At 71.3% G+C, this 25,027-nt stretch carries 22 protein-coding genes; 7 read left to right on the forward strand and 15 right to left on the reverse strand.

What is annotated here, in order from left to right; all coding sequences use genetic code 11:
* Window positions 1-76 precede the first annotated feature (76 nt).
* The gene (gene rnd, locus BLQ43_RS05285; protein ID WP_342670361.1) at window positions 77-1,267 is read left to right on the forward strand and encodes a ribonuclease D; all 1,191 of its coding nucleotides are present in this window, start codon (window positions 77-79) and stop codon (window positions 1,265-1,267) included.
* Window positions 1,268-1,373: 106 nt separating this feature from the next.
* Window positions 1,374-1,700 (forward strand): hypothetical protein, encoded by a 327-nt coding sequence (locus BLQ43_RS05290; RefSeq protein ID WP_143006164.1) that lies wholly within the window; start codon window positions 1,374-1,376, stop codon window positions 1,698-1,700.
* Window positions 1,701-1,709: 9 nt separating this feature from the next.
* On the opposite strand, the gene pgi is transcribed toward BLQ43_RS05290, so the two are convergent.
* The 4 genes from pgi to BLQ43_RS05310 all read right to left on the reverse strand — a co-directional run bounded on the left by pgi (window position 1,710) and on the right by BLQ43_RS05310 (window position 8,182).
* Entirely contained in the window at window positions 1,710-3,362 is a 1,653-nt protein-coding gene (gene pgi, locus BLQ43_RS05295) for a glucose-6-phosphate isomerase (RefSeq protein ID WP_090019066.1), read from the reverse strand.
* Window positions 3,359-4,303 carry a carbohydrate kinase family protein gene (locus BLQ43_RS05300; RefSeq protein WP_090019067.1) on the reverse strand — a complete coding sequence of 315 codons (945 nt, stop codon included), beginning with the start codon at window positions 4,301-4,303 and terminating at the stop codon, window positions 3,359-3,361. Before BLQ43_RS05300 ends, pgi begins: the two co-directional genes overlap by 4 nt.
* Window positions 4,304-4,450: 147 nt before the next feature.
* The gene (locus BLQ43_RS05305) at window positions 4,451-5,950 is read right to left on the reverse strand and encodes a Ppx/GppA family phosphatase (RefSeq protein ID WP_090019068.1); all 1,500 of its coding nucleotides are present in this window, start codon (window positions 5,948-5,950) and stop codon (window positions 4,451-4,453) included.
* A 9-nt stretch (window positions 5,951-5,959) separates the two neighbouring features.
* Window positions 5,960-8,182, reverse strand: coding sequence for an RNA degradosome polyphosphate kinase (locus BLQ43_RS05310; RefSeq protein WP_245659456.1), 2,223 nt, complete (start codon window positions 8,180-8,182; stop codon window positions 5,960-5,962).
* A 138-nt stretch (window positions 8,183-8,320) separates the two neighbouring features.
* Between BLQ43_RS05310 and BLQ43_RS05315 the strand changes: the two genes are divergently transcribed.
* On the forward strand, window positions 8,321-8,863 hold the full coding sequence (locus BLQ43_RS05315) for a SixA phosphatase family protein (protein ID WP_090019069.1): 543 nt from the start codon (window positions 8,321-8,323) through the stop codon (window positions 8,861-8,863).
* A 9-nt stretch (window positions 8,864-8,872) separates the two neighbouring features.
* Here the strand turns inward: BLQ43_RS05315 and BLQ43_RS05320 are convergent, their stop codons facing one another.
* From BLQ43_RS05320 to BLQ43_RS05340, 5 genes are all read right to left on the reverse strand, one after another.
* A complete protein-coding gene (locus tag BLQ43_RS05320) occupies window positions 8,873-10,444 on the reverse strand; it encodes a CYTH and CHAD domain-containing protein (RefSeq protein WP_176758528.1) in 1,572 nt (523 codons plus the stop codon).
* Between the two features lie 61 nt (window positions 10,445-10,505).
* A complete protein-coding gene (locus BLQ43_RS05325; protein ID WP_090019071.1) occupies window positions 10,506-11,249 on the reverse strand; it encodes an HdaA/DnaA family protein in 744 nt (247 codons plus the stop codon).
* Window positions 11,246-12,334, reverse strand: coding sequence for an AI-2E family transporter (locus tag BLQ43_RS05330; protein ID WP_090019072.1), 1,089 nt, complete (start codon window positions 12,332-12,334; stop codon window positions 11,246-11,248). The genes BLQ43_RS05325 and BLQ43_RS05330 overlap by 4 nt, the downstream gene beginning before the upstream one ends.
* Entirely contained in the window at window positions 12,331-12,894 is a 564-nt protein-coding gene (locus BLQ43_RS05335) for a CDP-alcohol phosphatidyltransferase family protein (protein WP_090019073.1), read from the reverse strand. Before BLQ43_RS05335 ends, BLQ43_RS05330 begins: the two co-directional genes overlap by 4 nt.
* 5 nt (window positions 12,895-12,899) lie before the next feature.
* The gene (locus tag BLQ43_RS05340; RefSeq protein WP_090019074.1) at window positions 12,900-14,054 is read right to left on the reverse strand and encodes a DUF2066 domain-containing protein; all 1,155 of its coding nucleotides are present in this window, start codon (window positions 14,052-14,054) and stop codon (window positions 12,900-12,902) included.
* A 153-nt stretch (window positions 14,055-14,207) separates the two neighbouring features.
* Here BLQ43_RS05340 and purM point away from each other — a divergent pair, with 153 nt between their 5' ends.
* The 3 genes from purM (at window position 14,208) to BLQ43_RS05355 (ending at window position 16,158) form a co-directional block, all read left to right on the forward strand.
* Window positions 14,208-15,272, forward strand: a complete 1,065-nt coding sequence (purM, locus tag BLQ43_RS05345) for a phosphoribosylformylglycinamidine cyclo-ligase (protein WP_090019075.1) — start codon at window positions 14,208-14,210, stop codon at window positions 15,270-15,272.
* The gene (purN, locus tag BLQ43_RS05350; protein WP_090019076.1) at window positions 15,260-15,910 is read left to right on the forward strand and encodes a phosphoribosylglycinamide formyltransferase; all 651 of its coding nucleotides are present in this window, start codon (window positions 15,260-15,262) and stop codon (window positions 15,908-15,910) included. The genes purM and purN overlap by 13 nt, the downstream gene beginning before the upstream one ends.
* A 65-nt stretch (window positions 15,911-15,975) precedes the next feature.
* Window positions 15,976-16,158 (forward strand): aa3-type cytochrome c oxidase subunit IV, encoded by a 183-nt coding sequence (locus tag BLQ43_RS05355; RefSeq protein WP_143006165.1) that lies wholly within the window; start codon window positions 15,976-15,978, stop codon window positions 16,156-16,158.
* A gap of 453 nt (window positions 16,159-16,611) precedes the next feature.
* Here the strand turns inward: BLQ43_RS05355 and ndk are convergent, their stop codons facing one another.
* On the reverse strand, window positions 16,612-17,034 hold the full coding sequence (gene ndk, locus BLQ43_RS05360; RefSeq protein ID WP_090019078.1) for a nucleoside-diphosphate kinase: 423 nt from the start codon (window positions 17,032-17,034) through the stop codon (window positions 16,612-16,614).
* A gap of 176 nt (window positions 17,035-17,210) precedes the next feature.
* Between ndk and BLQ43_RS05365 the strand changes: the two genes are divergently transcribed.
* A complete protein-coding gene (locus BLQ43_RS05365) occupies window positions 17,211-19,094 on the forward strand; it encodes an ABC-F family ATP-binding cassette domain-containing protein (RefSeq protein ID WP_090019079.1) in 1,884 nt (627 codons plus the stop codon).
* 7 nt (window positions 19,095-19,101) lie between these two features.
* Here BLQ43_RS05365 and BLQ43_RS05370 read toward each other — a convergent pair whose 3' ends face one another.
* The 5 genes from BLQ43_RS05370 to BLQ43_RS05390 all read right to left on the reverse strand — a co-directional run bounded on the left by BLQ43_RS05370 (window position 19,102) and on the right by BLQ43_RS05390 (window position 24,864).
* Complete coding sequence (locus tag BLQ43_RS05370) at window positions 19,102-19,542, reverse strand: protein tyrosine phosphatase family protein (RefSeq protein WP_090019080.1); 441 nt, start codon at window positions 19,540-19,542, stop codon at window positions 19,102-19,104.
* A 35-nt stretch (window positions 19,543-19,577) separates the two neighbouring features.
* Complete coding sequence (locus BLQ43_RS05375; protein WP_090019081.1) at window positions 19,578-21,161, reverse strand: tryptophan halogenase family protein; 1,584 nt, start codon at window positions 21,159-21,161, stop codon at window positions 19,578-19,580.
* Between the two features lie 41 nt (window positions 21,162-21,202).
* Entirely contained in the window at window positions 21,203-22,777 is a 1,575-nt protein-coding gene (locus BLQ43_RS05380; RefSeq protein WP_090019082.1) for a tryptophan 7-halogenase, read from the reverse strand.
* Between the two features lie 94 nt (window positions 22,778-22,871).
* On the reverse strand, window positions 22,872-23,321 hold the full coding sequence (locus tag BLQ43_RS05385) for a DNA polymerase III subunit chi (RefSeq protein ID WP_090019083.1): 450 nt from the start codon (window positions 23,319-23,321) through the stop codon (window positions 22,872-22,874).
* Window positions 23,322-23,370: 49 nt separating this feature from the next.
* Window positions 23,371-24,864 (reverse strand): leucyl aminopeptidase, encoded by a 1,494-nt coding sequence (locus BLQ43_RS05390; RefSeq protein WP_090019084.1) that lies wholly within the window; start codon window positions 24,862-24,864, stop codon window positions 23,371-23,373.
* Between the last annotated feature and the right edge of the window lie 163 nt (window positions 24,865-25,027).

Genomic DNA, 25,027 nt, shown 5'->3' on the forward strand with positions numbered 1-25,027 from the left:
GGCGAACAAGACCCACCGCGTCGAGGCATGTCAAGGCGCGCCCGCGTGTTTCGCGCGCGGCCGGACGTCCTTATATATGGCGGCGATGAGCCTGATCACCGACACCGACCAGCTTGCCGCGTTCTGCCGGCGCCAGGCCGACGCGGCCTATGTCACGGTCGACACCGAATTCCTGCGCGACAGCACCTATTGGCCCAAGCTGTGCCTGATCCAGGTGGCGGGCCCGGCGGCGGACGACGTCGTCGCGGTGGACCCGCTGGCCGAGGGCATGGACCTGAGGCCGCTGCTGGACCTGCTGGCGAACCCCGAGGTCGTGAAGGTCTTCCATGCCGCCAAGCAGGACATGGAGATCTTCTACAACCTCATGGACGGCACGCTGCCCACGCCCGTCTTCGACACCCAGGTCGCGGCGATGGTGTGCGGCTTCGGCGAGCAGGTGGGCTACGACACCCTCGCCAAGCGCATCACCGGCGCGAAGATCGACAAGGCGCCGCGCTTCGCCGACTGGTCGCAGCGCCCCCTGCCCGAGAAGCAGCTGTCCTACGCGCTCGCCGATGTCACGCACCTGCGCGAGATCTACACCGAGCTGCTGCGCCGGCTGGAAAAATCGGGGCGCGCGCGCTGGCTGGACGAGGAGCTGGCGGCGCTGACCGACCCGGCGACCTACGAGATGGACCCGGACGCGGCGTGGCAGCGGCTCAAGCGGCGCTCGGGCGATTCCCGCTACCTCGCCGTGCTGCGCGAGGTCGCGGCGTGGCGCGAGCGCGAGGCCCAGCGCCGCGACGTGCCGCGCAACCGGATCATCAAGGACGAGCAGATCCAGGACATCGCCGCCCAGGCGCCGCGCTCGCCCGAGGCGCTGGCGCGCATGCGCGGGCTCAACGCCGACTTCGCCCGCGGCAAGCTGGGAAGCGGCGTGCTGGAAGCCGTGGAGCGCGCGGTGAACCTGCCCGCCGACCAGGTTCCCAAACCGGCCGCCAAGACGGAGCTGCCGCCCGGCAAGGGGCCGCTGCTGGAGCTGCTCAAGGTGCTCCTCAAGGCGCAGTGCGAGGCGCACGGCGTCGCCCAGCGGCTGGTGGCCACCACCGCCGATCTGGAAAAGCTGGTCAGCGACGACCGCGCCGGCGTGGCGGCGCTGCGCGGCTGGCGCTACGAGATCTTCGGCAAGTGGGCGCTCGCCCTCAAGCGCGGCGAGCTGGCGCTCAGCGCCGGCGACGGCCAGGTCGAAGTGCTGCACGTGGACACCGGGGAACCGGCCGCGTCCTGAACCGGTCGGGACGGCGGCCGGGGTGTGATCGCGCGCCCGGTTTCCGCTACCCTCCGGGGAAACTGACCGTCACGCGCACCGGCCGGGGGCGAGCATGAAGCGCTGGATGCCGCGACGCCGCGGCGGGAACCGCTACGAGACGCGCGTGAAGCAGAGCGGTCGCACGCCCGACATGCGCCGCAAGGAGCTGGCGGGGGCGTGGCTGCTGGAGGTCAACCTGCCCCGCGTCGCCCCCGACCAGCGCAAGCAGTTCGCCGACGCCATCGCCCAGATGATCGCGCGCCAGACCCACAAGGAAATCGACACGCGCCAGTACGAGATCGAGCTGTTCCAGGAGTATTTCGGCCTGGAGTGGGTCAAGCGCTGGCAGCGCATCATCGAGCAGGCGAACAAGCCGGCGCGGCCGGCCAACGGCGGCCAAAGGCAGACGTAGGCCGGACCGTCAGGCCCCCTCGCCATCGGCCAGGCGCGCCCGCCAGCCCAACAGCCCGTCGGTCGAGGGGTCGGCGTCCGGGGCACCCTCGCGCGCCGCGACGCGGCCGTGCAGGCTGGTCGCCAATTCCTTGCCCAGTTCGACGCCCCACTGGTCGAAGGGGTTCACGCCCCAGATCGTGCCCTCGATCACCACGCGGTGCTCGTAGAGCGCGATGATGCGGCCCAGCGTGAACGGGTCCAGGCGGCGGTAGAGCAGCATCGTCGACGGCCGGTCGCCCGCGAAGCTGCGGTGCGGGGCCAGGCGCGCCGCCGTGTGCGCGTCCATCCCCTGCTGGCGCAGCAGCGTCTCGGTTTCCGCGCGGCACCGCCCGCGCATGAGCGCCCGCGCCTGCGCGAAGCAGTTGGCCACCAGCAGGTCGTGGTGGTCGCGCGCGTCCGGTTCGTGCCCATCGGCGGCGACCAGGAACTCGCAGGGGACGATGCGCGTGCCCTGGTGCAGCAGCTGGAAGAAGGCGTGCTGGGCGTTCGTGCCCACCTCCCCCCAGACGATGGGTCCGCTGTGCCCGGTCAGCGCCGCGCCGTCCGCGCTCACCGCCTTGCCGTTGGATTCCATGTCGAGCTGCTGGAGATACCCCGGCAGGCGGTTCAGCCGGTGGTCGTAGGGCAGCACCGCGCGCGTCGGGTAGCCGCACACGTTGGCGTGCCACACCCCGACCAGCGCGAGCAGCACCGGCATGTTCCGGGTCAGCGGCGCCTCGCGCACGTGCGCGTCCATGGCCGCCGCGCCGGCGCGGAAGGCGTCGAAGGCGTCCGTGCCCAGCGCGATCATCGCGGGCAGCCCCACCGCGCCCCAGACGGAATAGCGGCCGCCGACCCAGTCCCACATCCGGAAGACACGCTCGGCGGGGATGCCGAAGGCGGCCGCCTTGTCTGTAGCCGCGGTCACGGCCGCGAAATGTCCAGCGACCCCCTCTTCCCCGAGCGCCCGCGCGCTCCACGCCCAGGCGGTCCGGGCGTTCGCCAGGGTTTCGGTGGTGGTGAAGGACTTGGACGAAACGATGATGAGCGTTCGGCGGGGATCCCGACCGCGCAGCGTGTCCGAGACATCGGCGCCGTCCGCGTTGGCGACGAAATGCACGCGCGGCCCGTCGCGATACGGGCGCAACGACCGCACGGCCAGCGCGGGGCCGAGGTGGGAGCCCCCGATGCCGATGTTGATCACGTCCGTGATGGGCTCGCCGTCGCGACCGGCGATCGTGCCGTCGCGCACGCCCTCGGCGAAGGCGCGCACGCGCGCGTCCTCCGCCGCCACCGCGGCCTTCACGTCGCGGCCGTCCACGTGGCGGGGCGCCTGGTCCGGGGCACGCAGAACGGGGTGCAGCGCGGCGCGGTTTTCCGTGGCGTTCACCGTCTCGCCCGCGAACATCGCCTCCAGCCGCTGCGGCACGCCCGCCGCCCGGGCCAGATCGGCGAGGAGGTCGAGCGCGCGACCATCCAGCTTGGTCTTGGAGATGTCCAGCAGCATGTCGTCCAGCGCCACGGACCAGCCCTGGAACCGCCGGGGATCGGCTGTGAACATCTCGTCGATGCGCGTGGCCTGGAGGTCCTGCCAGTGATCCGCAAGGGCGGCCCACGCCCGTTGCCGTGCACCCGTCGTCATGCCCCGCGCTCCATCGCTGGAAGCTCATGGCGCTGCGGCATCGCGGCCCCGCGCCGGGCGACGCTGTGGGCCGCGGCCGCGCCGGCGAACGCCAGCAGCGCCGACACCTCGCCCGCCGTCAGCCGCCGCAGGCCGTCGCGGTCGAGGCGTCCGGTTTCCGCCAGCCCCGCCAGGAGCGCTGCCTGAAAGGCGTCGCCCGCACCCACGGTGTCGGCCACGGTCGTGGCAGCCGGCGCCGCATCGACGCGGCCGTCCGGGCCCCAGGCCGTCGCGCCCCGCTCGCCGTGCGTCACGACCACCAGGGCCGCGCCGCTGGCGCGCCATGCCGCCGCAATCTCATCCGCCGGCGTGTCGGGGTAAAGGTGGGCGAGATCGGCCTCGGACGCCTTGATGATGTCCGCGCGCCCGGCCACCGCGTCCGCCCGCTGACGCCAGCGCGCCGTCTCGGGTTCCACGGCGAGCCGGACGTTGGGATCGAAGGACACCACCGTCTCCTCCGGGACGCGCGCCAGCAGCGCCGCCTGGGCGCTCGCGACCGGCTCCACGACGGCGGCGAAGGAGCCCGTGTGCACCGCCTCGACGCCGCGCAGGTCCTCGGGCACGTCCGCCGGCGAGAGCGCGCGGTCCGCCGCGCCCTCGCCGTAGATGGCAAAGGCGGGATCGCCGGCGTCGTCTAGGCTGATGTAGCTCATCGTCTGGGGGCGCGGCAGGCGATGCAGCCACGTCGTGTCCACGCCGGCCGCGGCGAGGGTCCCCACAAGGTGCTCGCCCAGCCAGTCGCGCGAAACGCCGCTCCACAGGCCGGCCGGCTGTCCCAGGCGCGCCAGCCCCACCGCGACGTTCAGGGGCGAGCCGCCGGGCCGGGCGTCCAGGGTCAGACCGTCCCGGCGCGTCGCCGCGCGAAAGACGTCGAACAGGGCCTCACCACAGACCAGAATCATCGCGCCTCAATCGTGCTGCCGGCTGCCCCGCGCTCCCGACAATCGGACCGCAGGCGGCCGGGCCCCGCAAGTCCACCTTGCGAGCGGTTGACCGGGTGCATTCGGCCGATGGGGCAACCGTTTTCGCGCATGCCCGAGCGAACGGGGCTACGCAACCTCGCCGGGCTTGCGCCCGGTGGCCTTCGCCAGCCGCTTGAGCCGGCGATGGAGGGCGTCGCCGGGCACGACGGAGCCGTCTTCCGGCAGGGCGACAGCGATCGTCGCGTCGTGCACGCGCAGGGCCGCCTTCTCCAGGATGGACCCCACCCCGCCGGACACCGTGATGCCCAGCCGCAATGCCAGCCCCAGCACCTCGGCGCGGGCGATCTGGCGTTCGGTCATGAGCTGGCGCGCCGTCTGCGGTTCCGGCCGGCCGCGCTTGCCGCCGTAGCGGATATAGACGGTGTAGGCCAGGAAGGCGCGCTCCTGGTGATCCATGGCGAGCGGCGGCAACCGCAGGATGCGGTCGAGCGCCTGGCGCTGGCGGTAGTCCGGGTGCTCGCGCCAGGCGATGTCGGCCAGATGGCAGGCGGCCTGGCGCAGCCGCGCTTCCTCCGCCGTTTCGTCGGGCACCAGGGGCCGCGTCCAGGCTTCCAGCGCCGGGCCGAGGTCGCCGAAGCGCCCCTCCTCCGCCGCCAGCCGCGAGGCGGCCGCCAGCAGCGGGTCGCGGGCCTGCTCGGCGGCGGGCAGCAGGTCGAAGATGTGGCCCTCGCGCAGGCCGAAGGCAGAAAAGCGCACCTGCGCCGGCCGCATGCGCTTGAGCACGCGGTAGAGCACCAGCGCCGCGTAGGGCATCGTCTCGCGGCGCTTCTTGGGCACGGCCTTGAGCTTGGACACCGACGCCGAACTCATCTGCGAAATCACGCGCGCCGTCTCGGCCGCCGTGGCGCGCGGCAGGGTGTAGCCGTGGATGACGTGGAGCGGGAAGTCGCTCTGCTCCATGTGCACGCGCGCCAACGCCCGCCACGCCCCGCCGACCGGATAGAAGGTTTCGCCGGCGTGGGCGCCGAGCCAGTCGACCGTATCCAGATGGCGGTCGATCTCCGCCATCGCCGCCTTGCGCGAGGAGCCGGCCAGCTCCATCAGCCGGATCGGGCCCAGCGGCAGCGTGGTGATTTCCTGGATGGCGCCGTCGGCGATGCGCACGAGTTCCAGGCTGCCGCCGCCCAGATCCCCCGTGATGCCGGCCGCCCCCGGCGTCCCGGCCATGACCCCCAGGCCCGACAGCCGCGCCTCCGCCGTGCCCGAAAGCACGGTGACGCGGGCCTGGCAGCAGCGCTCGACCTCGGCGACGAAGGCCGCGCCGTTCTCGGCGTCGCGCACGGCCGCCGTCGCCAGCAGGTCGAAGCGCGCCACGCCCATGGCGGTCGCCAGCCGGGCGAAGCGCGTCAGGTTCTGGAGCGCGGCGGCGATGCCGTCCTCGTTCAGCCGGCCCGTCCGGTCCAGCCCGCGCCCCAGGCCGCACTGCACGGCCTCGTTGAACACCGGGATGGGCGCGCAGGCCAGCCGGTCGAAGACGACCAGCCGGATGGAGTTGGAGCCGATGTCGACGACGGCGACGCGCCCGCCGCGCGGCGCCGTCCCCGGTGCGTCCGTGTCGGCGCTCATGCGGTCCGGTCAGCCCTTGTGCAGGACCAGGCGCGGCGCCGCCCGCGTCCGCCGCAGCGCGCTCCCCCGCCCGGAGAGGCTGGGGTTGGTCATGAAGTAGGTGTGCGCGCTGAAGGCGTCGGGGCCGGCGGCGACGCGCTCCCAGGTGCCGTCGGGCTGCAGGATCCAGGACTGCGCCTCGTCCTTCAGGTTGGCGATCATGATCTGATCCAGGATCTGCTGGTGGACGGTGGGGTTCTCGATGGGGACCAGCGTCTCCACCCGCCGGTCGAGGTTGCGCGGCATCCAGTCGGCGGCCGTGATGAAGACCTTGGCGTCCCGCGACGGCAGGCCGGCCCCGTTGCCGAAGCAGGCGATGCGGCTGTGCTCCAGGAAGCGGCCGACGATGCTCTTCACCTGGATGGTCTCGGACAGCCCCGGCACGCCCGGGCGCAGGCAGCAGATGCCGCGCACGATCAACTCCACCTGCACCCCCGCCTGGGAGGCGCGGTAGAGGGTGTCGATCAGCTCGGTATCGACCAGAGCGTTCATCTTCGCCCACACGGCCGCCGGCCGGCCGGCCTTGGCGTGCTCGATCTCGGCCTCGATCATCTCGATCAGGTTCTTGCGCAGATCGATGGGCGCGACCGAGATCCTGTCCAGCGGCACGGGCTTGGCGTAGCCGGTCATGTAGTTGAACAGCCGCGCGGCATCCAGGCACAGCGCCGGCTCGGTCGTGAAGTACGACAGGTCGGTGTAGATCTTGGCCGTGATCGGGTGGTAGTTGCCCGTGCCGAAGTGGCAGTAGCTGCGCAGCGAGCCGCTCTCCCGGCGCACCACCAGCGACACCTTGGCGTGCGTCTTCAGCGAGATGAAGCCGTAGACCACCTGCACGCCCGCGCGCTCCAGGCTGCGCGCCCAGCGGATGTTGCGCTCCTCGTCGAAGCGCGCCTTCAGCTCCACCAGCGCGGTGACGGCCTTGCCCGCCTCGGCGGCCTCGATCAGCGCGTTCACCACCGGGGAATCGTCGCTGGTGCGGTAGAGCGTCTGCTTGATCGCCAGAACGTTGGGATCGGCCGCCGCCTGGCGGATGAACTGCACCACCACGTCGAAGGATTCGTAGGGGTGGTGGACCACAATGTCCTTTTGGCGGATGGCGGCGAAGCAGTCCCCGCCGAAGTCGCGGATGCGCTCGGGAAAGCGCGGGGTGTGCGGGCGGAAGCACAGGTCCGGCCGGTCGTCGACGATGAGCTGCTTGGTGTCCTCCAGCCCGATCAGGCCGTCCAGCTCGAAGATGTCTTCGCGGTTCACGTTCAGCTCGCGCACGACGAACGCGCGCAGCTCCTCCGGCATCTCGGCGTTGATGTCGAGCCGGATCACGGACCCGCGCCGGCGCCGGCGCAGCGCGCTCTCGAAGACGCGAACCAGATCTTCGGCCTCTTCCTCGACCTCGATGTCGCTGTCGCGCAGCACGCGGAAGTAGCCGCGTGCCATGACCTCCAGCCCAGGGAAGAGCGCGTCCAGGAAGCACTCGATGATGTCTTCCATGCGCACGAAGCGCACGCCGTCGTGCTTGCCGACCTGTGGCAGGCGAATGAAGCGCTCCAGCTGCGGCGGCATGAGCAGCAGCGCATCCAGGTGCTCGCCGTCCTCGATCCGGCGCAGGTGCATCACCATGGCGAAGCCGGCGTTGGGAATGAACGGGAACGGATGCGCCGGATCCACCGCGATGGGCGTGAGCACCGGAAAGATCTGCTCCTTGAAGTGGTGCTCAAGCCAGTCGTGCTCGGCCGTGCACAGATCGCCGGTCCCCACCACCTCGACGCCGGCGTGGGCCAGCAGGTCCTGCAGCGTCTTCCAGCACGCCTGCTGGCGCGCCACCAGATCGCCCGCGCGGTCGTTGATGGCGTGAAGCTGCTGCGCCGGACTCAGGCCGTCCGGGCTGGGCGTGGTGACGCCCGCCTGCACCTGCCCTTTCAGGCCCGCGACGCGGACCATGTAGAACTCGTCCAGGTTCGATCCGGAGATGGAAAGGAAGCGCACGCGTTCCAGCAGCGGGTGGTATTCGTTGTAGGCTTCCTCGAGCACGCGCTCGTTGAAGTCCAGCCAGGACAGCTCGCGGTTGATGAAACGCTTGGGCGATGTCCCGTCCACCTCGCGCGGCGCGGGGCGGCTGATCACCGTCGTCGGGGTGGTGTCCGCGTTCTCCGTGACCGCCTCGTCCGTGTCGAGCCCGTGCTCTTCCATGGCCATGACTGGTGTCCCGTTGTCGGCGTTCCGCATGCGGCCCGCATGCATGATAGACTGATATGGCTTAAGCATAATGACACGTCCGCGCCGCGTTCGAGCGCGCGTTCACCACGAGATCACATGCGCCGTGGAGGGCAAAGCGTGAAGACCCTCTATCTCCTTCGCCATGCCAAATCCGCCTGGGACGACCCCGCCCTGACGGATCACGAACGCCCGCTCGCGCCGCGCGGCGAGGACGCAGCCCCGCGCGTGGGCCGGACCCTGCGCGACATGGGGGCCGCCCCGGACCGCGTGCTGTGCTCCAGCGCCCGGCGCGCGCGCCAGACCTGGGCGCTGATCGCGCCGGAGCTGGACCACGACGCGCCCGTGGAGGTGCGCGACGACCTCTACGACGCCGACGCCACCGACCTGCTGGATGCGATTCACGCCGTTCCGGCAGCGGTCGAGCAGCTGATCGTCGTGGGACACAATCCCTCGATGGAGCGGCTTGCGGAGGCCCTGGCCGGCGACGGCAACGCCGCCGCCCTGCAGGAGCTGCACGCCAAGTACCCCACCGGCGCCGTCGCCGAGCTGCGTTTCGATCTGGAGTCCTGGGACGGGATCGAATCCGGGCGCGGCCACCTGACCCGCTTTCACAAGCCCAAGAAGCTGCCCGACCCCGAGCCGGACGACGGCCCCGGGTGATCCGGTTCTTCAGGCCTTCGCCGGCTTCTTGCGCCAGAACTTCGGGGCATCCGCCACGGCCGCCCAGGCCGCGCCGAGTTGGCGCGTGTCGCGGTCCACCTGGGCCGCAAGCCAGCCGCGCACCGCCGCCGTCGCCGCGTCCGCCGTGCGGAGCCCGTCCTCGCTCGCCGCCGCGAGGCGGGGATGGGCCTCGGCCAGCAGGCGTTCGGCGGTGGCGGCGTCGTTGAGCGAGCCCAGCGTTTCCTGCAGCGCCTCCACGCGGTTCAGGCAGGGCTCGGTGTGTTTGGCGCGGAACAGCGAGGCGAAGGCTTCGCCGGTATAGCGCAGCTTCTTGCCGCGGATGCGCAAGCGGTGCAGCTTGGCCGCGTCCAGCCGATCGTGCTTCCGGCCCAGCTTGCGCAGCTTCTTCCAGCGCGTGTCGAGGGTTTCGCGCGCGTAGGCCGTCACGTCCGCCGCCCCGACGTCGTTGCCGCGTGCGGCCGGCCGCCACGCGCCGGTGCCCAACCACGCTTCCAGCGCCAGCAGCGTGCCCGTCGCCCGTCCCGTGGCGACCGCGGCCCGCGCCCGTGCATAGGCTTCGCCGCGCAGCGTTTCCGCCGTGGCCGCGAACTCGTCGAGCGCGCCGTTCGCCGAAACGTGCGCGCGCAGCGGCGCCAGGGTTTCCGCGATGAAGACGTCCCATTCGCGCGCGGGGCCGAGTTCCTGCTGGAACCAGCGCAGTTCGGACCGCAGCCAGGCGTAACGCCCCGGATCGATGGCGGGCTCGAAGGCGTCCAGCATGGCGCGCAGCCGGCGCAGGCCGACGCGCAGCTTGTGCACGCCCTCGGGGTCGTCCCCGGCGACCACCGCCTCGATGTTGGCGCGGATCTGGTGCAGGCAGGCGGCGGCATGGCGCTCGAACGCCTCGGCGACCGTCATGCCGGGCGTGAGCGCGGGCTTGGGCGCCTTCACCGGCGCCGGAACGTCTCCCGTGAAGAGGTCGTAGCCGCGCGCGGCCTTGCTGCGGGTCTGCAAGCGCGCGTCCACATGCCCGGTCAGCATGCGCGCGGCCTGGTGCAGCGCGTCCGGCGCCCCGGCCTTGAGCTCGAACTCGACCTCGCTGAGCGGCACCGTGGCCCCGTTCGCGGCCACCTCGCCCTGGTCGAGCGCCAGCTCGATCGTGCCGCCGCGCACCGCGAGCGGGATTTCGGTGCGCTCGATCGTCGTGGTGAAGACCGGCCGCAGGGCCGCGCCGACGCCATCCGCCGCGAAAAAGCCGCGCAGATCGGCGTCGAGGTGCGAAAGATCCGGAACCGGCTCGCTCAGCCGCGTTTCCGCCTCGCGCATGTGCTGCAGGCCGCCGTGCTTCCCTTTCGCCGCCGCCGGCGCCTTCAGCGTCTGCACGTAGCCGTCGCCGTCGTGGCGGATGCGCAGCGCCATGCCGCTGCGGCGCAGCGCCAGATCGGGCGTGTCGTAGTAGGTGCTGATCAGGTGGCGGGATCGCGCCTCGCCGCAGCGCAGCCCGCGGATCAGCCCGAGATGCGGCACGCGCGCGGCGTCCGCCGGCGTCAGGGCCAGTTTGAGTTCGAGTTCGTCCGTCATACCGATGAAACAGCGCGAGCCGGGTGCGTCTGTCAATCGCGGAATCGTGCCGCCTCCGCGGTCAGCCGGACGTGGGCTCACCCGGCTCGACGTGCCCCGTGGCATCCCCTTCACGGGCCAGGACGTCGCGCGCCAGCGGCACGGTGATCTCGCGCTTGGCCGCCAGGGAGGCATGGTCGAGCGCGGCGACGATGCGCCGGGCCGCGGCGAAGGAGCGTTCCATGCGCGGCAGCAGAAAGCGCACCACCTCCGGCGGCACCTTGAGCTGGCGGTCCGCGAACAGCTTCACCAGCACGGCGGCGATCAACTGGTCGTCCGGCGGGCCCAGGTCGGCGACGGCCGCCGCGGCCAGGCGCGAGGCCAGGTCCGGCAGCGCCACGGGCCAGCGGCTCGGGTGCTCGCGGGCTGTGATCAGCAGATGGCCGCCCGCCTCACGCATGTGGTTGACCAGGTGCAGGAGTTGGCGCTCCAGGCGCTCGCCGTGGTCGCCGGCCGTGAAGAGCGCGTCAGCGTCGTCGAGCACGGCCGCGGTCGCGTCGCCCAGCAGCTCGGCCGGGGCGGTGCCTTCCGCGAGCGCCGCGCCGTCCAGCGCCACGGCGCCGGACATGCGCTGCCAAACGGCCGCGAGGTGCGTCTTGCCGCTGCCCGCCGGGCCGGTGAGCACCAACACCGAGCCGGGCCACTCCGGCCAGCGGTCGAGCCACGCCACCGCCACCTCGTTCGCCGGCGCGACCAGGAAATCCGCGCGCCCAAGCGCCGGCCGGTGCGGCAGGTCCAGCGGCAGTTGACGGCCGTTTTCGCTCACGTCTCGGAGTCCACCGCTTGCTGGGTCTGGCGGGCCTCGGGCTCCAGCACCTTGGTGCGGTACTGCTGGACGGCGAAGCGCACGCCCACACCGATCACGGCCGCGCCCGGCACGGCAATCAACACGCCCACGAGGCCGAACAAAACGCCCCCCGCCATGACCGCGAAGATGACCCACACCGGGTGCAGGCCCACGCGCTCACCAACCAGCAGCGGGTGCAGCACGTTGCCTTCCAGGAACTGCCCCGCGAAGTAGATGACCGCGATCACCGCCACCATCAGGTAGCTGTCGAACTGCGCCAGCGCCATGCCCACCGAGGCCAGCAACCCCACGAACGCGCCCAGGAAGGGCACGAAGGAGATGAGCCCCGAAACCAGCCCGATCACGAGCCCGAACTTCAGCCCGGCGGCCGTCAGCCCGATGGCATAGAAGGCGCCCAGCACCAGGCACACGGTTCCGACCCCGCGCACGAAGCCGGCCAGCTTGCGGTCGACTTCGCGCAGCTGTTCCCGGATCGTGTCGGCATAGGCCGGCGGCAGCAGGGAATCCGCCTCCCCCATCAGCACATCCCAGTCGCGCAGCAGGTAGAAGGCGACAATGGGTGTGATGAGCAGCAGCGAGAGCACGTGGAACAGCGCGAAGCCGCCGGTGACGACATTGCGAACGATCCCCGTGACCCATTTCGTCAGGCGCTCCTGAGAACCGGTGAGGAACTGCTGGATCTGGTCGAGCACGAAGGGATCGAGCTGCGCCTCCATGAGCTGCGACAGCTCCACGACGCGCGCGCGCAGTTGCTCGAAGTAGGACGGCAGCTGACGGAAGAGCTGCGTCACCTCCCCGGCCACGAGCGGCACGATCAGCCCAAGGACCAGCCCCACCAGGACGATGAAGAGCAGCGTCACCACGGAGGTCGCCAGCGTGCGCGACAGCCCGACGGCCTGCAGCCGGTCGCACACCGGGTCCAGGAAGTAGGCCACCGCCATGCCGATGACGAAGGGCGGCAGGATGCTTTGAAACGCCCAGATCAGGGCGAAGAAGAAAAGCAGCGCGGCGCCGACCCAGATGAGCTGGCGCGGCGGGGTCATCCGGCCTCCTCGTGCTCATGCGCCAGGACCCGGCGGCTCCACCCCCACACGTACGCGGCCCCGGAGGCGACGGTGGTGGCCGCGACCACGTAGAGCATCGTTTCGGTGACGACCGGCACGCCGATGCCGGGGCCGAGCTGCGCCAGCACCAGCCCCGCGAACACGATCTGCGCGCCCGTGTTGAGCTTGCTGATCGGCAGCGGTTCCATGGTCAGGCTGTGCGTCAGCGCGTGGTACACGGCGGCCCCCAGCACGATCAGGACGTCCCGGAACACCACGAGGATCACCAGCCACAGCGGGATCGCCCCGGTGTGGCCGAGCGTGACGTAGACCGCGACCATCAGGCCCTTGTCCGCGATCGGGTCGAGGAAGGCCCCCAGCCGCGAGGCCGCGTTCAGCCGTTTGGCCAGGATGCCGTCCAGCGCGTCCGACAGCCCGGCGGCCACGAAGACCCAGAACGCATGGGCGTACATCCCCACAAGGAGAACGTACACCATCACAGGAACAGCGAGCACACGCGCGAACGTCAACACCATGGGCAGGGCGGCGCGCCGCGGCATGCGCCTCAGCCCCCGGCGGCGGGCGTGCCGTCCCCGATCGCGGGCTCGGCGACCGCGCCCGCCGGCCGCAGCACGGACAGCCCGTCTGTTTCGGCGGCCGGCGTCAGTTGCAGGCCGTTCTGGCTCAACGCCACGCCGAGTTGGTCCCGGTCGCCGAAGTACACCAAGCGTACGTCTGCCCCGGTTCGGGCCATCCTTTCCACCTGAACCCGCGCGACCACGGGCACGTCCGCGAGCCGGCGGCGCACCCGCACCCAGTCGTCGAGGCCGCTCAACGGCACATGGACAGAGGTGGTGCGGCGCTGGTCGAATTGGAGGAGGTTGGCGCGCTTCCAGCGGTCCTGAACGCGTCGCGCCACACGGTCGGCGGCGCGGTCGAACAGGGCCTCGCGCGATTCGCCCTCGCGCTGGTTTACGGTGAAGGCGAAGCTCTCGGGCCGCCCGTCGCCCGGAATCAGGGTGTTGGCGGTGCGCACCGCCGCCGTGCCGGCCTCGGGCTCGCCCGCGATCACGGCGCGCGTGACCAGCGTCTTGGCGGCGTCGTAACGCTCGGCGATCGCGCGCACGGGCTCACCCGCGTGGGTCAACGCCTCCTCGGCGGAAATGGCCTGGATGTCGCCCAGATCGCCCAGCGGCACGGCGAAGGGAACGAGGCCGGTGTCGTTCGGCCGCCGCACCCACGCCTGACGCCACGGGTTGGGATCGGCCCAAAGCACCGAATCCGAGCGCGAGCCGAACAGCGCCAGCACCACGGTGGGCTGGCTGCGCGTCTCGGCGAAGGGAACCTGATTGTCCCGCAGGAAGCTCCGAACGGCCGCGCGCTGGAAGCTGAACGTCAGCTCGCCGATATAGCGCACGTCCGACGTCTGGGAGGTGTTGATTTCGAAGCTGCTGACCAGCCCGTTCAGGCGATCCTGCGACACCTGGGGGAGCGCGCTCAGGCGGTCGTGCGGCACGATCCGCCGCATCAGGCGGTCGAAGGCCGTGCGGTGGGCCTTCGCCAGCGCCTGCTGGCGGGCCTTGGCCGCGGATTCCGCGCGCACGTCCACCTTCACCGTCTCGACGGTGTAGACGTCGCCGGCGGCCAGTGCCGGTCCGGCCACGGCGGCGAGCACCGCCACGGCGATCATCGTGCTGAGCCAGGTGCCCAGGCGCGGCATTGCATCGTGTCCCGCAAGCAGTATCGTCCCGCCGCAGTCGGCAGGCGCGCCATCGTCGCTGCTCTCGCCCCGCCACTCAAGGCCGGGGCGAAGACGGCCGCCGATGCCGGGACATCGATCACCCGCCCAACACACTGAAAGGGACGCGCCGGGATGAGCGGCCCGAGCTACAAGGACGCCGGCGTGGACATCGACGCCGGCAACGCGCTGGTGGACGCGATCAAGCCGCTTGCTGCGAGCACGCAGCGCCCCGGGACGATGACCGGCCTGGGCAGCTTCGGTGCGCTCTTCGACCCCAAGGCGGCGGGCTTCACGGACCCCATCCTGGTTGCGGCCACCGACGGTGTGGGCACGAAGCTGAAGCTGGCCGGCGCGACCGAGCGCCACGACAGCATCGGCGTGGACCTCGTGGCCATGTGCGTCAACGACCTCGTGGTCCAGGGCGCGCAGCCCCTCTTTTTCCTCGACTACTACGCCGCCGGGAAGTTGGAGCTGGAAACTGGCCGCGCCGTCGTCGACGGCATCGCCGCCGGCTGCCGCACGGCGGGCTGCGCGCTCATCGGCGGGGAAACCGCGGAGATGCCGGGCGTCTACGCGGCCGGCGACTACGACCTCGCGGGCTTCGCCGTCGGCGCCGCCGAGCGCAGCGAGCTGGTGACTGGGGATGCGGCGCACGAGGGCGACGTGGTGCTCGGCCTCGCGGCGGACGGCGTGCACGCCAACGGCTTCTCCCTGGTGCGCAAGGTCGTGGCCGACACCGGCGCGGCCCTCGACGCGCCCGCCCCCTTCGCGGCGGACCGGGCGCTCGGCGACGCGCTGATGACGCCGACGCGCATCTACGTGCCGTCCGTGCTGGCGGCGCTGCGCGCGGGCGGCGTGCGCGCGATGGCCCACATCACCGGCGGCGGGCTGCCCGAAAACGCGGCGCGCATGCTGCCGGACGGCCTGGGCGTGGACCTGGACGCCGCCGCGTGGCCCCTGCCGCCCGTGATGGCGTGGCTGCGCGAGGCGGGCGGCATCGAGGCCACGGAAATGCTGCGCACCTTCAACTGCGGCATCGGCTTCACGCTGTGCGTGCGCCCGGACGCCGCCGACGCCGTGACGGCCGCGCTGCAGCAGGCGGGCGAGACCGTGCACAGCATCGGCACCGTCGTTCGCCGCGACGCGGACGCCGCCCGCGTTCAGACCGCGAACCTGGAGGCCGCATGGCGCGCGTGAAGGTCGGCGTCCTCATCTCGGGGCGCGGCAGCAACCTCAAGGCCCTGATCGAAGCCGCGCGGGATCCCGCCTACCCGGCCGAGATCGCCCACGTGATCTCGAACCGGCCCGACGCGCCGGGCCTGGATTATGCCGAGGACCACGGCATCGCGACCGAGGTGATCGACCACACGCGCTTCGCCGGCCGCCCCGGCTTCGAGGCGGCGCTGACGGACTCCCTGACGAGTGCCGGGGTCGAGCTGGTCTGCCTCGCCGGCTTCATGCGCGTGCTCACGGCCGAGTTCGTGGATCAGTGGGCGAACCGTGTCCTCAACATCCACCCCTCGCTGCTGCCCGCCTTCCCCGGCACGGACACGCACCGGCAGGCCCTGGCGGCGGGCGTGACGATCACCGGCTGCACGGTGCACCTCGTCAGCGAGGCCGTGGACGGCGGCCCCATCGTCGGTCAGGCCGCGGTGCCGGTGCATCCCGGCGACACGCCGGACACCCTGGGCGCGCGCGTGCGCGCCGCCGAGCACCGGCTGTATCCGCACTGCCTGGCACAGATGGCCGCCGGCAAGGTGCGCGTGATCGGCCACGGCGTCGAGATCGCGGACCGGACAGTGCCGGACGGCGTTCTCTACAATCCCGGTGTTTGACCCTTGCCCACCCTGCCGGACGCGGGCTATGCGTTGCCGCAGCGCACGGACGGCGGGTGATCACCATGACCGATCCGAACAGGGCCAACGAGAACACGGAGCACGGGCCGATGGCATCGGAGACGACGGAGTTCAAGGAGCTGGAGCGCGAGCGCAAGACCACGTTCGGCGGCGTGATGAAGCTGCTCGCCTATTCCAGTGCCGCCATCGCGATCGTGCTGGCGCTGATGTTCATCTTCCTCACCTAACCAACTGGGGCCAGTTGGATCGCATCCGTTCGCGGTTCTGAGCGGATAGCTCCGGCCATAACGTACCCTCGACGGCGGGTTGGCGGGAGTTCGCCGCGTGGCTGAACGCCCGCTGCGCATTTGTTGAACCTCCCGCGTAGCGCCCCGTCGACGCGCCGGGAATGGCGGATTAAGTCTTTTCCGGACTGAACGCCATGGCGTTACCCCAAGACGGGGTATCGGGGTCAACACGGGAGGGGCGGCTGGCTTGCAAGATCGGGGTCTTGCAACGAGGGCGGGAGAATGCCGCAGCACAGCGTAAAGCCGGGCGCGAAACACAGGACGTACTCGTCTGGACGCGAGAAATCGCGCCCATCCATTGGAAACGAGGGTGTGGTCACCGGGCGCAACGCCGGTGTCCAGCCACCCCCGTTGCCAACTGACCGCTAAAGTGCGCTCACTTTTAAAGTGCGCTCACTTTACGATGTCGACGTCGGCGAAGAAGAACTTCACCTCGGCGGCGGCCGTCTCGGGGCTGTCGGAGCCGTGGACGGAGTTCTTCTCGATGTCGTAGGCGAAGTCCGCGCGGATCGTGCCCTCGGCGGCTTCCTTGGGGTTGGTGGCGCCCATGATCTCGCGGTTCTTCTCGATGGCGTTCTCGCCTTCCAGGACCTGGACGACGATGGGGCCGGAGGTCATGAAGCCGACCAGGGAGTCGAAGAAGGAGCGCTCCTTGTGGACGGCGTAGAACGCCTCCGCCTGCTCGCGCGTCAGGCGCGTGCGGCGCTGCGCCACGATGCGCAGGCCCGCATCCTCGAAGCGCTGGTTGATCTTGCCGGTGATGTTCCGCTCGGTCGCGTCCGGCTTGATGATGGACAGCGTGCGCTCGACGGCCATCTGCCGCGGCCTCCTTTCCGGTTGGGTTCGGGACGGGTCCCATCAAGGGGTCGATCGGCGGGCGCGGCTTCGGCCCGCGCCCGCAAAGCCGCCGGGGTTATAGCCGCGCACCCGCGCAGCGACAAGCGCACCCCGGTTTCCGCCCGTGCAGCCAGCGTGCTACATCCCCGCGCGCCATGCTGACCATTCGCGACCTCACCTACCGTGTCGAAGGCCGCACCCTGTTCCAGGGCGCGACGGCGACCATCCAGAGCGGCGAGCACGTCGGCCTCGTCGGGCGCAACGGCACCGGCAAGTCGACGCTGCTGCGCCTGATCGCGGGCGACCTGCAAGCCGACGGCGGCGGCGTCGAGATCGGCGGCGGCGCGCGGATGGGCTATCTGCGCCAGGAAGCGCCGGGCGGCGAGCGGAGCCTGATCGACACCGTGCTGGCCGCCGACACCGAGCGCGCGCACCTGCTGGCCGAGGCGGAGACGGCCACCGACCCCGAGCGCATCGCGGAGATCCACACGCGCCTGAACGACATCGGCGCGCACGCCGCACCCGGCCGGGCGGCGCGGCTGCTGGCGGGGCTGGGCTTCAGCGAAGCGGCGCAACAGCGCCCGTGCTCGGCGTTTTCGGGCGGCTGGCGCATGCGCGTCGCGCTGGCGGCGCTGCTGTTCTCCGAGCCGGACATCCTGCTGCTGGACGAGCCGACCAACCACCTGGACCTGGAATCGGCGATCTGGCTGGAAAACTACCTCAAGTCCTGGTCGGGCACGCTGGTGCTGGTCAGCCACGACCGCGAGCTGCTCAACAGCGTGCCGCACAAGATCGCGCACCTGGAAGGCGGCGCGCTCACGCTCTACCAGGGCGGCTACGACCGCTTCGAGCGCACGCGGCGCGAGCGCCTGGAACGCCTCCAGCACATGGCCGAGGAGCAGGAAAAGGAACGCCAGCGCATCATGGCGTTCGTGAACCGCTTCCGCGCCAACGCCAACCGCGCCAGCCAGGCGCAGTCGCGCCTGAAGAAGCTGGAAAAGATGGAGCCCATGGCGCCGGTGCTGTCGCAGAAGGCGACGCGCTTCGAGTTCCCGGAGCCGGCGCAGCTTCCGCCGCCGCTGATCGCGCTGGACGGCGTCGCCGTCGGCTACGACCCGGCCAAGCCCGTGCTCACCCAGCTCAACCAGCGCGTCGACCAGGACGACCGCATCGCCCTGCTGGGCATGAACGGCAACGGCAAGACGACCTTCGCGCGGCTGCTGGCCGGGCGGCTGGACGGGCTCTCGGGCACGGTGACGCGCCATCCCGACCTGCGCGTGGGCTACTTCTCGCAGGACCAGGCCGACGAGCTGGAGCTGGACGGCACGCCGCTCAGCCACATGGCGGCGCTCATGCCGGGCGCGAGCCCGACGCAGCTGCGCAGCCACCTGGGCCGCTTCGGCTTCACCGGGGAGATGGCGGATCAGGCGGTGCGCAAGCTCTCCGGCGGGGAGAAGGCGCGGCTGCTGTTCGCGCTCATCACGCGCGATGCGCCGCAGCTCCTGATCCTGGACGAGCCCACCAACCACCTGGACATCGAGGCGCGCGACGCCCTGGTGGAGGCGCTGAACGCCTACCAGGGCGCGGTGGTGCTGATCTCCCACGACCCGCACCTGCTCGACCTCGTGGCCGACCGGCTGTGGCTGGTGGGCGACGGCTCGGTGCGCGCCTTTGACGGCGACCTCGCGGCCTACCGCCAGTTCATCCTGGAGCGCGGGCGCGCCGACCGTCGGGGCGAAGCGGAGAAACCGGCCGCCGGCTCGGCCAGCAAGAAGGACAAGCGCAAGCAGGCCGCCGACCGGCGCGCGGCCAACGCCGAGCTGCGCAAGCGCGTGAAAGCGGCCGAGCGCGAGGTGGAGCGGCTGACGGCCGAGAAGGAGAAGCTGGAAGCGCGCCTCGCCGATCCGGGCATCTACGAGGATCCCACCGCCGACATCAGCGCGCTTCAGAAGCAGCTCGCCGAGGTGCAGGACAGCCTGGCAAACGCCGAGGAGTCCTGGCTGGAGGCACAGGAAGCGCTGGAGGCCGGCTCGGCCTGACCACGGCTCACGCGGCGGCGAACTTCTCCAGCAACGGGCGCGTGCCGCCCAGCTCGAAGCCGGCCTTTTCCGTGTCGTTCAGCACGTCCTCGATTTTGCGGCCGTGGTGGCGCACCTGCACCAGCGCCCACAGCAACGCCGAGCGCCCGCCGGTCTTGCAGTGGACCAGCACTGTTCCGTCGGCGTTGGCGAGCGCATCGGCCATCTGGTCGATCAGCTCGGGCGTTAGGTCCTGCACCGTCGCCAGCGGCAGATGGTGGTAGCTGAGCCCGTGCTGGCCGGCGAGCGCCTTGTTGCTGGTGGCATCGGGCTGGGTCGGCCCGCCCTCGCCGTCCGGGCGGTTGTTGACGATGGCGACGAAGCCGCGCTGGCGCGCGTCGACGATTTCGTTGCGGTCGATCTGGCCGCAGGCCGCGACCTGCTGGCTCAGCCACTTGGGATCGAGCATGGAACGGAGGCTCCGGTGTCGGCGGTCTCGTGGGATCAGGTGGTGACGTCCGCGCTCACCCGGCGCGCGGCGTCGGGTTCGCCGGCGGACGTGTTGGACCCGCGCAGGCTGGCGAGGAAGGCGCGCTGATCGGGCAGGTTCTGCGCGAGCTGGGTCTTGGCGTTCTCGACGATCTGGCGGAAGTGCTCCCAGTCGGCGCGCGAAACGTGCCGACTCTCGGCCACGTTCGCGCCCTTGTAAAACCCTTTCCCGAAGAGGACGTGCTGGTACGTCCACGCCGAGAACAGCCGGTGCTCCGGCAGGTCCAGCGGCGACGGCATCGCGCGCTTCCAGACCTCCAGGTTGTCCAGCAGGCTCTGCGGCACGGCCGTCTCGTGGCGGGCCGCGCGCCAGTAGGGCGTGTCGTCGCGGTTCGACTGGTAGTAGTGCAGCACGATGAAGTCGCGCACCTCGTCGAAGACCTGCCCCATCAGTTCGTTGTAGCGGTCCTGAAGGCGCTGGTCGTAGCCCTGGTCGGGGAAGTAGTCGATCAGGAAGCGGATGGCCCGGTCGGTCATGTAGATGCCGGTGGATTCCAGCGGCTCGATGAAGCCGCTCGCCAGGCCGATGGAGACGCAGTTGTTCACCCAGGTCCGGCGCGTCTTGCCCACGCGCATGGGCACCACGCGCGGCTGGAAGGTTTCCTCGTCCACGCCCCAGTGGTTCAGCAGCTCGGCGCGCGCCTCGTCGTCGCTGAGGTGGGCGGAGGAGAAGACGTAGCCCGAGCTGATGCGGGAATACAGCGGGATGCGCCACACCCACCCGGAACTCAGCGCCCAGGCGCCGGTGTAGGGATAGATGGTGTCCTCGGCGCCGCGCGGGATCTGCCCCACGACCGCGCGGTCGTTCATCATCGTGTCGCTGTAGGGCTCGAAGGGCTCGCCCATCGCTTTGTTGATGATGAGGCCTTTGAAGCCCGTGCAGTCGATGACGAGCTGCACCGGCCGGCGCCCGTTTTCCGAGAGGTGCAGCGCGGCCACGTTGCCGTCCGAGCCCATCTCGACGTGCTCGACGTCGTCGATGATGTGGTGGACGCCCTGGCCGGTCGCGTGGTCGCGCATGAACTCGGCGAACAGCCCGGCCTCGAAGTGGTAGGCGTAGCCCAGCTTGGCGTCGTACTGCGGGTCGCCGATCCCGCGCGGCGCGCGGCCCTGGTCGATCAGGTGGTCCGTGGGCAGCACGGTGCGCGGGAAGTCCCATGATTCCGGCGCGAAGGCCATGAAGGGCGCGCCGGGGTTGTGGCCGTTCACCACCGGCCCCTCGGTCAGGGAGTTGAGGTATTCGACCGGCCGGCCCTCGTCGTCCACGTCCCAGTTGGTGAAGCGCACGCCCAGCTTGATCGTGGCGTTGCAGCGCTTGAAGAACTCGTTCTCGTCCACGCCCAGGTCGTGCAGCACCTGGCGCATGGGCGGCACCGTCGCCTCGCCCACGCCGATCGGCGGCAGCTTGCCGGATTCGATCAGGGACACGCGGACGGGCGCGCTCGCGTTCCGGTTCAGGTAGCGGTTGAGCATCGCGGCGGCCAGCCAGCCGGCCGTGCCGCCGCCGACGATCGTGATGTCCCGGATCGGTTCCGTCATCGCCCCGTCCTCGTTTTGCGCCGCCGGTTCCGGCCGCGTCCCTACGGCATGGCCGGCTGTTCGCCCGCCAGCGTGGTCAGGCCCGCCACCTGCTGGCCCCGGTCTCCCCGCGTGGCCGCGAGCAGGGCGTCGTGATCCGGCAGGTTGCGGCCCATCTGCGCCTTCGCGGCCTCCACCTTGCGGCGGTGCTCGGCCCAGTCGCGCTCCGCGAGATCCCGGCTCTTCGGCAGCGCCCGGCCGCGATAGAAGCCCTTGCCGAAGAGCATCATCGTGTAGGTGCCCGCCTGGAACAGCGCGTTGCGCGTGACGTCGTCCTTGCCCGGCAGCGAGGTCTGCCAGAGGTCCAGGTTCGCGCGGTGCGCGGCCGACACCGGCACCCGACCGCTGACAGCCTGCCAGTAGGCGGTGTCCGCGCGGTTGGACAGGCGGTAGTGGGTGGCCGTGTAGTCCGCGATCTCCTGGTCGAGCTGCCGCATGAGGCCGTTGTAGCGCTCGCGCAGCGCGCCCGGATCGCCGCGGTCGGGCCAGTAATACATCAGCCAGCGCACGGCCCGGTTGATCCCGGCGACGGCCGTGGCCTCCAGCGGCTCGTGCGCGGCGGCGGCCGGCCCCAGGGCGATGCAGTTGCCCACCCAGCGCCGGCGCAGCCAGCCGAAGCGCGCCGGCAGCGTCCGCACCTGCACGCCCGCCTCGGACGCACCGCGTCCCAGAAGCGCCAGCAGCTCGTCGCGCGCCTGCTCGTCGCTCAGGTGCTGCGCGGAAAAGACGTAGCCCGCCCCGATGCGGTTGCGCAGCGGGAAATCCCACGCCCAGCCGGCGCTCAAGGCGGTGACGTCCATGCTCGGGCGCTTCTTGGCGCCGCGCGGCGCGGGCATGCGCGCGGCGATCACGCGGTCGTTCGGCGTGGGCGCCGCCTCGACCTCGGCGCCGCCGAGTTCCCGGTGGATGCGGCCGGTGGTGTCGAAGACGAGCTGAACCGGCACCGCCCCGCCGTCGGCCAGGCGGAGCGCCGCCGCGTTGCCGGCGTCATCGCGCTCCACCTCGGCGACATCGGCGAGGACGTGTTCGATGCCGCGCTGGACGGCCGTTTCCCAGAGCAGGTGCGCGAAGGCCTCGGGGTCCAGGTGGTAGCCGTAGCCGGCGCGCGCGCCGTATTCGCCGTCGGCGGGCGTGCGCGGGCCGCGGCTCATGCCGATGAGCGCGCTCGCGGGCAGCGCGGCCTGGGCGAAGTCCGGGCCGCCGCCGCCGAAGGCCAGGTGGTAGAGCGCCGCCGGCCGGCCGGCGCACAGCGGCTCCGCCGTGTGCGCCACGAGGTAGCGCAGCGGCTTGCCCCGGTGGTCCGTGTCCCAGCCCGTATAGCGCACGCCGAGCTTGAAGGTGGCGTGGCAGCGCCGGAACACCTCGCTTTCGGATATCCCGAGCTGGCGCAGCAGGTTCGGCAGCGAGGGGAGCGTCGCCTCCCCGGCCATGGGCGCGTCCGGCGACGGCGATTCGATCACCGTGATCCGCACCGGCGCGTCGCTGCCGGTGTTGAGGAAGCGGTCCAGCATCACGGCGCTCAGCCAGCCGGCGATGCCGCCCCCGACGATCGTGACCGCGTCGATCCGGTCGGCCATCCGTCTCTCCGTTGCCTACGTCCCGGCGGGGAACGGGATCACGCCGCGCCCCGTTTTCCAACCGGAAATCCGGCGCGCTACGTGACAGCCGCCCTTACGCCCCCTTGTGCCAGCGCCCCTGCTGATCCTGCTGCCAGTAGGTGAGCGTGAAGCCCTGGCGCTTGTACTGCTTCCAGCGCTGGCGCGCTGTCGCCACGGCGTCCTCGTCGCCGCCGTCGAACAGCTCGGCGACGATCTGGAAAGTTTCCGGCTGCTCCGTGGCCATGCCGTCGACCAGGAAGAGCACGCTGGCGCCGTTGGGGTTGGTATCCTCGTTGGTCAGGTAGACCGGCTGGTGCTCGGGGTAGCCGTCCTTGCGCGAGCCGTGCGGCAGGAAGGATGCCTGATCGAACGCCCACAGCAGCTCGGTCAGCGCCTCCACGCGGTCGTTCGTGCCCGCCATGATGACCGCGCGCATGTCGCGTTCGAGCACCTTGCGCACGAGCTGGGGAAGCGCCGCCTCCAGCGTCGTGCGCGTGAGGTGGTAGAAGCGCACCTCCGTCATGACGGGCCACCGGCCAGCATGGCGGGCTCCGCGACGTGGGCCAGGGGCGTCACGCGAAGGTCCGGGCGACGAAGTGGTCCAGCAGGCGCACGCCGAAGCCGGTGCCGCCCTTGGGGACCACGGCCGACGGCTTGGCCGTCCAGGTGACGCCCGCGATGTCCAGGTGCGCCCAGCGCACGTCCGCCTGGATGTAGCGCTGCAGGAACTGCGCCGCGGCGATGGAGCTGGCGTTGCGGCCGTCGCCGGTGTTCTTCATGTCGGCGATGTCGGAGTTGATGTCCTGGTCGTAGCTCTCGCCCAGCGGCAGACGCCAGACCGGCTCGTCCGCGCGCTCGCCCGCGGCGTGGAGCTGGCGGGCCAGTTCGTCGTCATTGCTGAACAGCCCGGCCGTGACCTTGCCCAGCGCGACGATGATGCCGCCGGTGAGCGTGGCGAGGTTCACGATCGTGGTCGGCTTGTAAGTCTCCTGCGTGTACCAGAGCGCATCGGCCAGCACGAGCCGGCCCTCGGCGTCGGTGTTGATGACCTCCACCGTTTGCCCGGACATCGAGGTGAGCACGTCGCCCGGCCGGTAGGCGCCGCCGGAGGGCATGTTCTCCACCAGCCCGACAACGCCGACCACGTTGACGGCGGCCTTGCGGCCGGCGAGCGCCTTCATCGCGCCGATGGTGACGCCGGCGCCGCCCATGTCCCACTTCATGTCCTCCATGCCGCCCGCGGGCTTGATGGAGATGCCGCCGCTGTCGAAGCAGACGCCCTTGCCCACGATGGCGAGCGGCGTCTCCGTGCCGCCGGCGCCGTTCCAGCGCATCACCACCAGGCGCGGCTCGCGCTCGGAGCCCTGAGCCACGGCGAGCAGCGCGCCCATGCCGAGCTTTTTCATCTGCTTGCCGTCGAGAACGTCCACCTCGACGCCGAGCTCGGCGAGATGCCGGCACTGCTCCGCGAGCTGCTCGGGTGAGAGGACGTTCGCGGGCTCGGAGACGAGGTCGCGCGTCTCGAAGACGCCGTCGGCGACCCGGTCCAGCGTTTCGTGACGGCCGCGGGCGTGGTCCGGATCGTCCAGCGCAAGGCTCAGGCGATCGAGCGTGGGCTTGTCCGCCGCCGTCTCGCGCGTCTTGTAGCGGTCGAAGCGGTAGCTTCGCAGGCGCGCGCCGTGGGCCAGCAGCGCCGCCGCGTCGCCCGGACCGACCGGCGCGCCGGGGACGGAGTCGAGCATCACCGTCGCCGTCGCCTCGCCCAGGGCGTTGAGCTTGGCGCACAGCTCGCCGCCGAGCTTCTCCCACGCCTGTTCGTCCAGCTCGCCGGCGCTGCCGAGCCCCATGAGCACGATGCGCGTGAGTTGGTCCGTCGGCGCCAGGATTTCCTGGAATTGCCGCGCCTTGCCCTGAAAGCGCCCGGCCGCGTCGAGCGCGCGCGTCACCGCGCCGCCGCTCGCCGTGTCGGCCTCGCGCGCTGCGTCCGTCAGGGTGGTGTCCGCGAGCACGCCCACGACGAGCGCGCCGCTGGCGGGAAGCTGCCGGCTGGTGAAGGCGAGCTGCATGACCGTCTCCCTGTGCGCTGATGCGGGACGCTGATCCGGGTGCGCTGTCCGGGTGCGGCGCGAACCGGACGCGTTGGCCGTCGGTGGCGGCGATAGGCGCGGCGCGCGCAGCCTGTCAATCTCGCGCACGCGACCGCCAACGGCCACCCCCTGTGCCGGTCAA

Origin of the sequence: Limimonas halophila (genome assembly GCF_900100655.1) — a bacterium.
Classification (GTDB): domain Bacteria; phylum Pseudomonadota; class Alphaproteobacteria; order Kiloniellales; family Rhodovibrionaceae; genus Limimonas; species Limimonas halophila.

Excerpts from the sequence above, each read along its gene's own strand:
- rnd (WP_342670361.1), top strand. The coding sequence starts at position 77 with ATGGCGGCGATGAGCCTGATCACCGACACCGACCAGCTTGCCGCGTTC.
- BLQ43_RS05290 (WP_143006164.1), top strand. The coding sequence starts at position 1,374 with ATGCCGCGACGCCGCGGCGGGAACCGCTACGAGACGCGCGTGAAGCAG.
- pgi (WP_090019066.1), bottom strand. The coding sequence starts at position 3,362 with ATGACGACGGGTGCACGGCAACGGGCGTGGGCCGCCCTTGCGGATCAC.
- BLQ43_RS05300 (WP_090019067.1), bottom strand. The coding sequence starts at position 4,303 with ATGATTCTGGTCTGTGGTGAGGCCCTGTTCGACGTCTTTCGCGCGGCG.
- BLQ43_RS05305 (WP_090019068.1), bottom strand. The coding sequence starts at position 5,950 with ATGAGCGCCGACACGGACGCACCGGGGACGGCGCCGCGCGGCGGGCGC.
- BLQ43_RS05310 (WP_245659456.1), bottom strand. The coding sequence starts at position 8,182 with ATGGCCATGGAAGAGCACGGGCTCGACACGGACGAGGCGGTCACGGAG.
- BLQ43_RS05320 (WP_176758528.1), bottom strand. The coding sequence starts at position 10,444 with ATGACGGACGAACTCGAACTCAAACTGGCCCTGACGCCGGCGGACGCC.
- BLQ43_RS05330 (WP_090019072.1), bottom strand. The coding sequence starts at position 12,334 with ATGACCCCGCCGCGCCAGCTCATCTGGGTCGGCGCCGCGCTGCTTTTC.
- BLQ43_RS05335 (WP_090019073.1), bottom strand. The coding sequence starts at position 12,894 with ATGCCGCGGCGCGCCGCCCTGCCCATGGTGTTGACGTTCGCGCGTGTG.
- BLQ43_RS05340 (WP_090019074.1), bottom strand. The coding sequence starts at position 14,054 with ATGCCGCGCCTGGGCACCTGGCTCAGCACGATGATCGCCGTGGCGGTG.
- purM (WP_090019075.1), top strand. The coding sequence starts at position 14,208 with ATGAGCGGCCCGAGCTACAAGGACGCCGGCGTGGACATCGACGCCGGC.
- purN (WP_090019076.1), top strand. The coding sequence starts at position 15,260 with ATGGCGCGCGTGAAGGTCGGCGTCCTCATCTCGGGGCGCGGCAGCAAC.
- BLQ43_RS05355 (WP_143006165.1), top strand. The coding sequence starts at position 15,976 with ATGACCGATCCGAACAGGGCCAACGAGAACACGGAGCACGGGCCGATG.
- ndk (WP_090019078.1), bottom strand. The coding sequence starts at position 17,034 with ATGGCCGTCGAGCGCACGCTGTCCATCATCAAGCCGGACGCGACCGAG.
- BLQ43_RS05365 (WP_090019079.1), top strand. The coding sequence starts at position 17,211 with ATGCTGACCATTCGCGACCTCACCTACCGTGTCGAAGGCCGCACCCTG.
- BLQ43_RS05370 (WP_090019080.1), bottom strand. The coding sequence starts at position 19,542 with ATGCTCGATCCCAAGTGGCTGAGCCAGCAGGTCGCGGCCTGCGGCCAG.
- BLQ43_RS05375 (WP_090019081.1), bottom strand. The coding sequence starts at position 21,161 with ATGACGGAACCGATCCGGGACATCACGATCGTCGGCGGCGGCACGGCC.
- BLQ43_RS05380 (WP_090019082.1), bottom strand. The coding sequence starts at position 22,777 with ATGGCCGACCGGATCGACGCGGTCACGATCGTCGGGGGCGGCATCGCC.
- BLQ43_RS05385 (WP_090019083.1), bottom strand. The coding sequence starts at position 23,321 with ATGACGGAGGTGCGCTTCTACCACCTCACGCGCACGACGCTGGAGGCG.
- BLQ43_RS05390 (WP_090019084.1), bottom strand. The coding sequence starts at position 24,864 with ATGCAGCTCGCCTTCACCAGCCGGCAGCTTCCCGCCAGCGGCGCGCTC.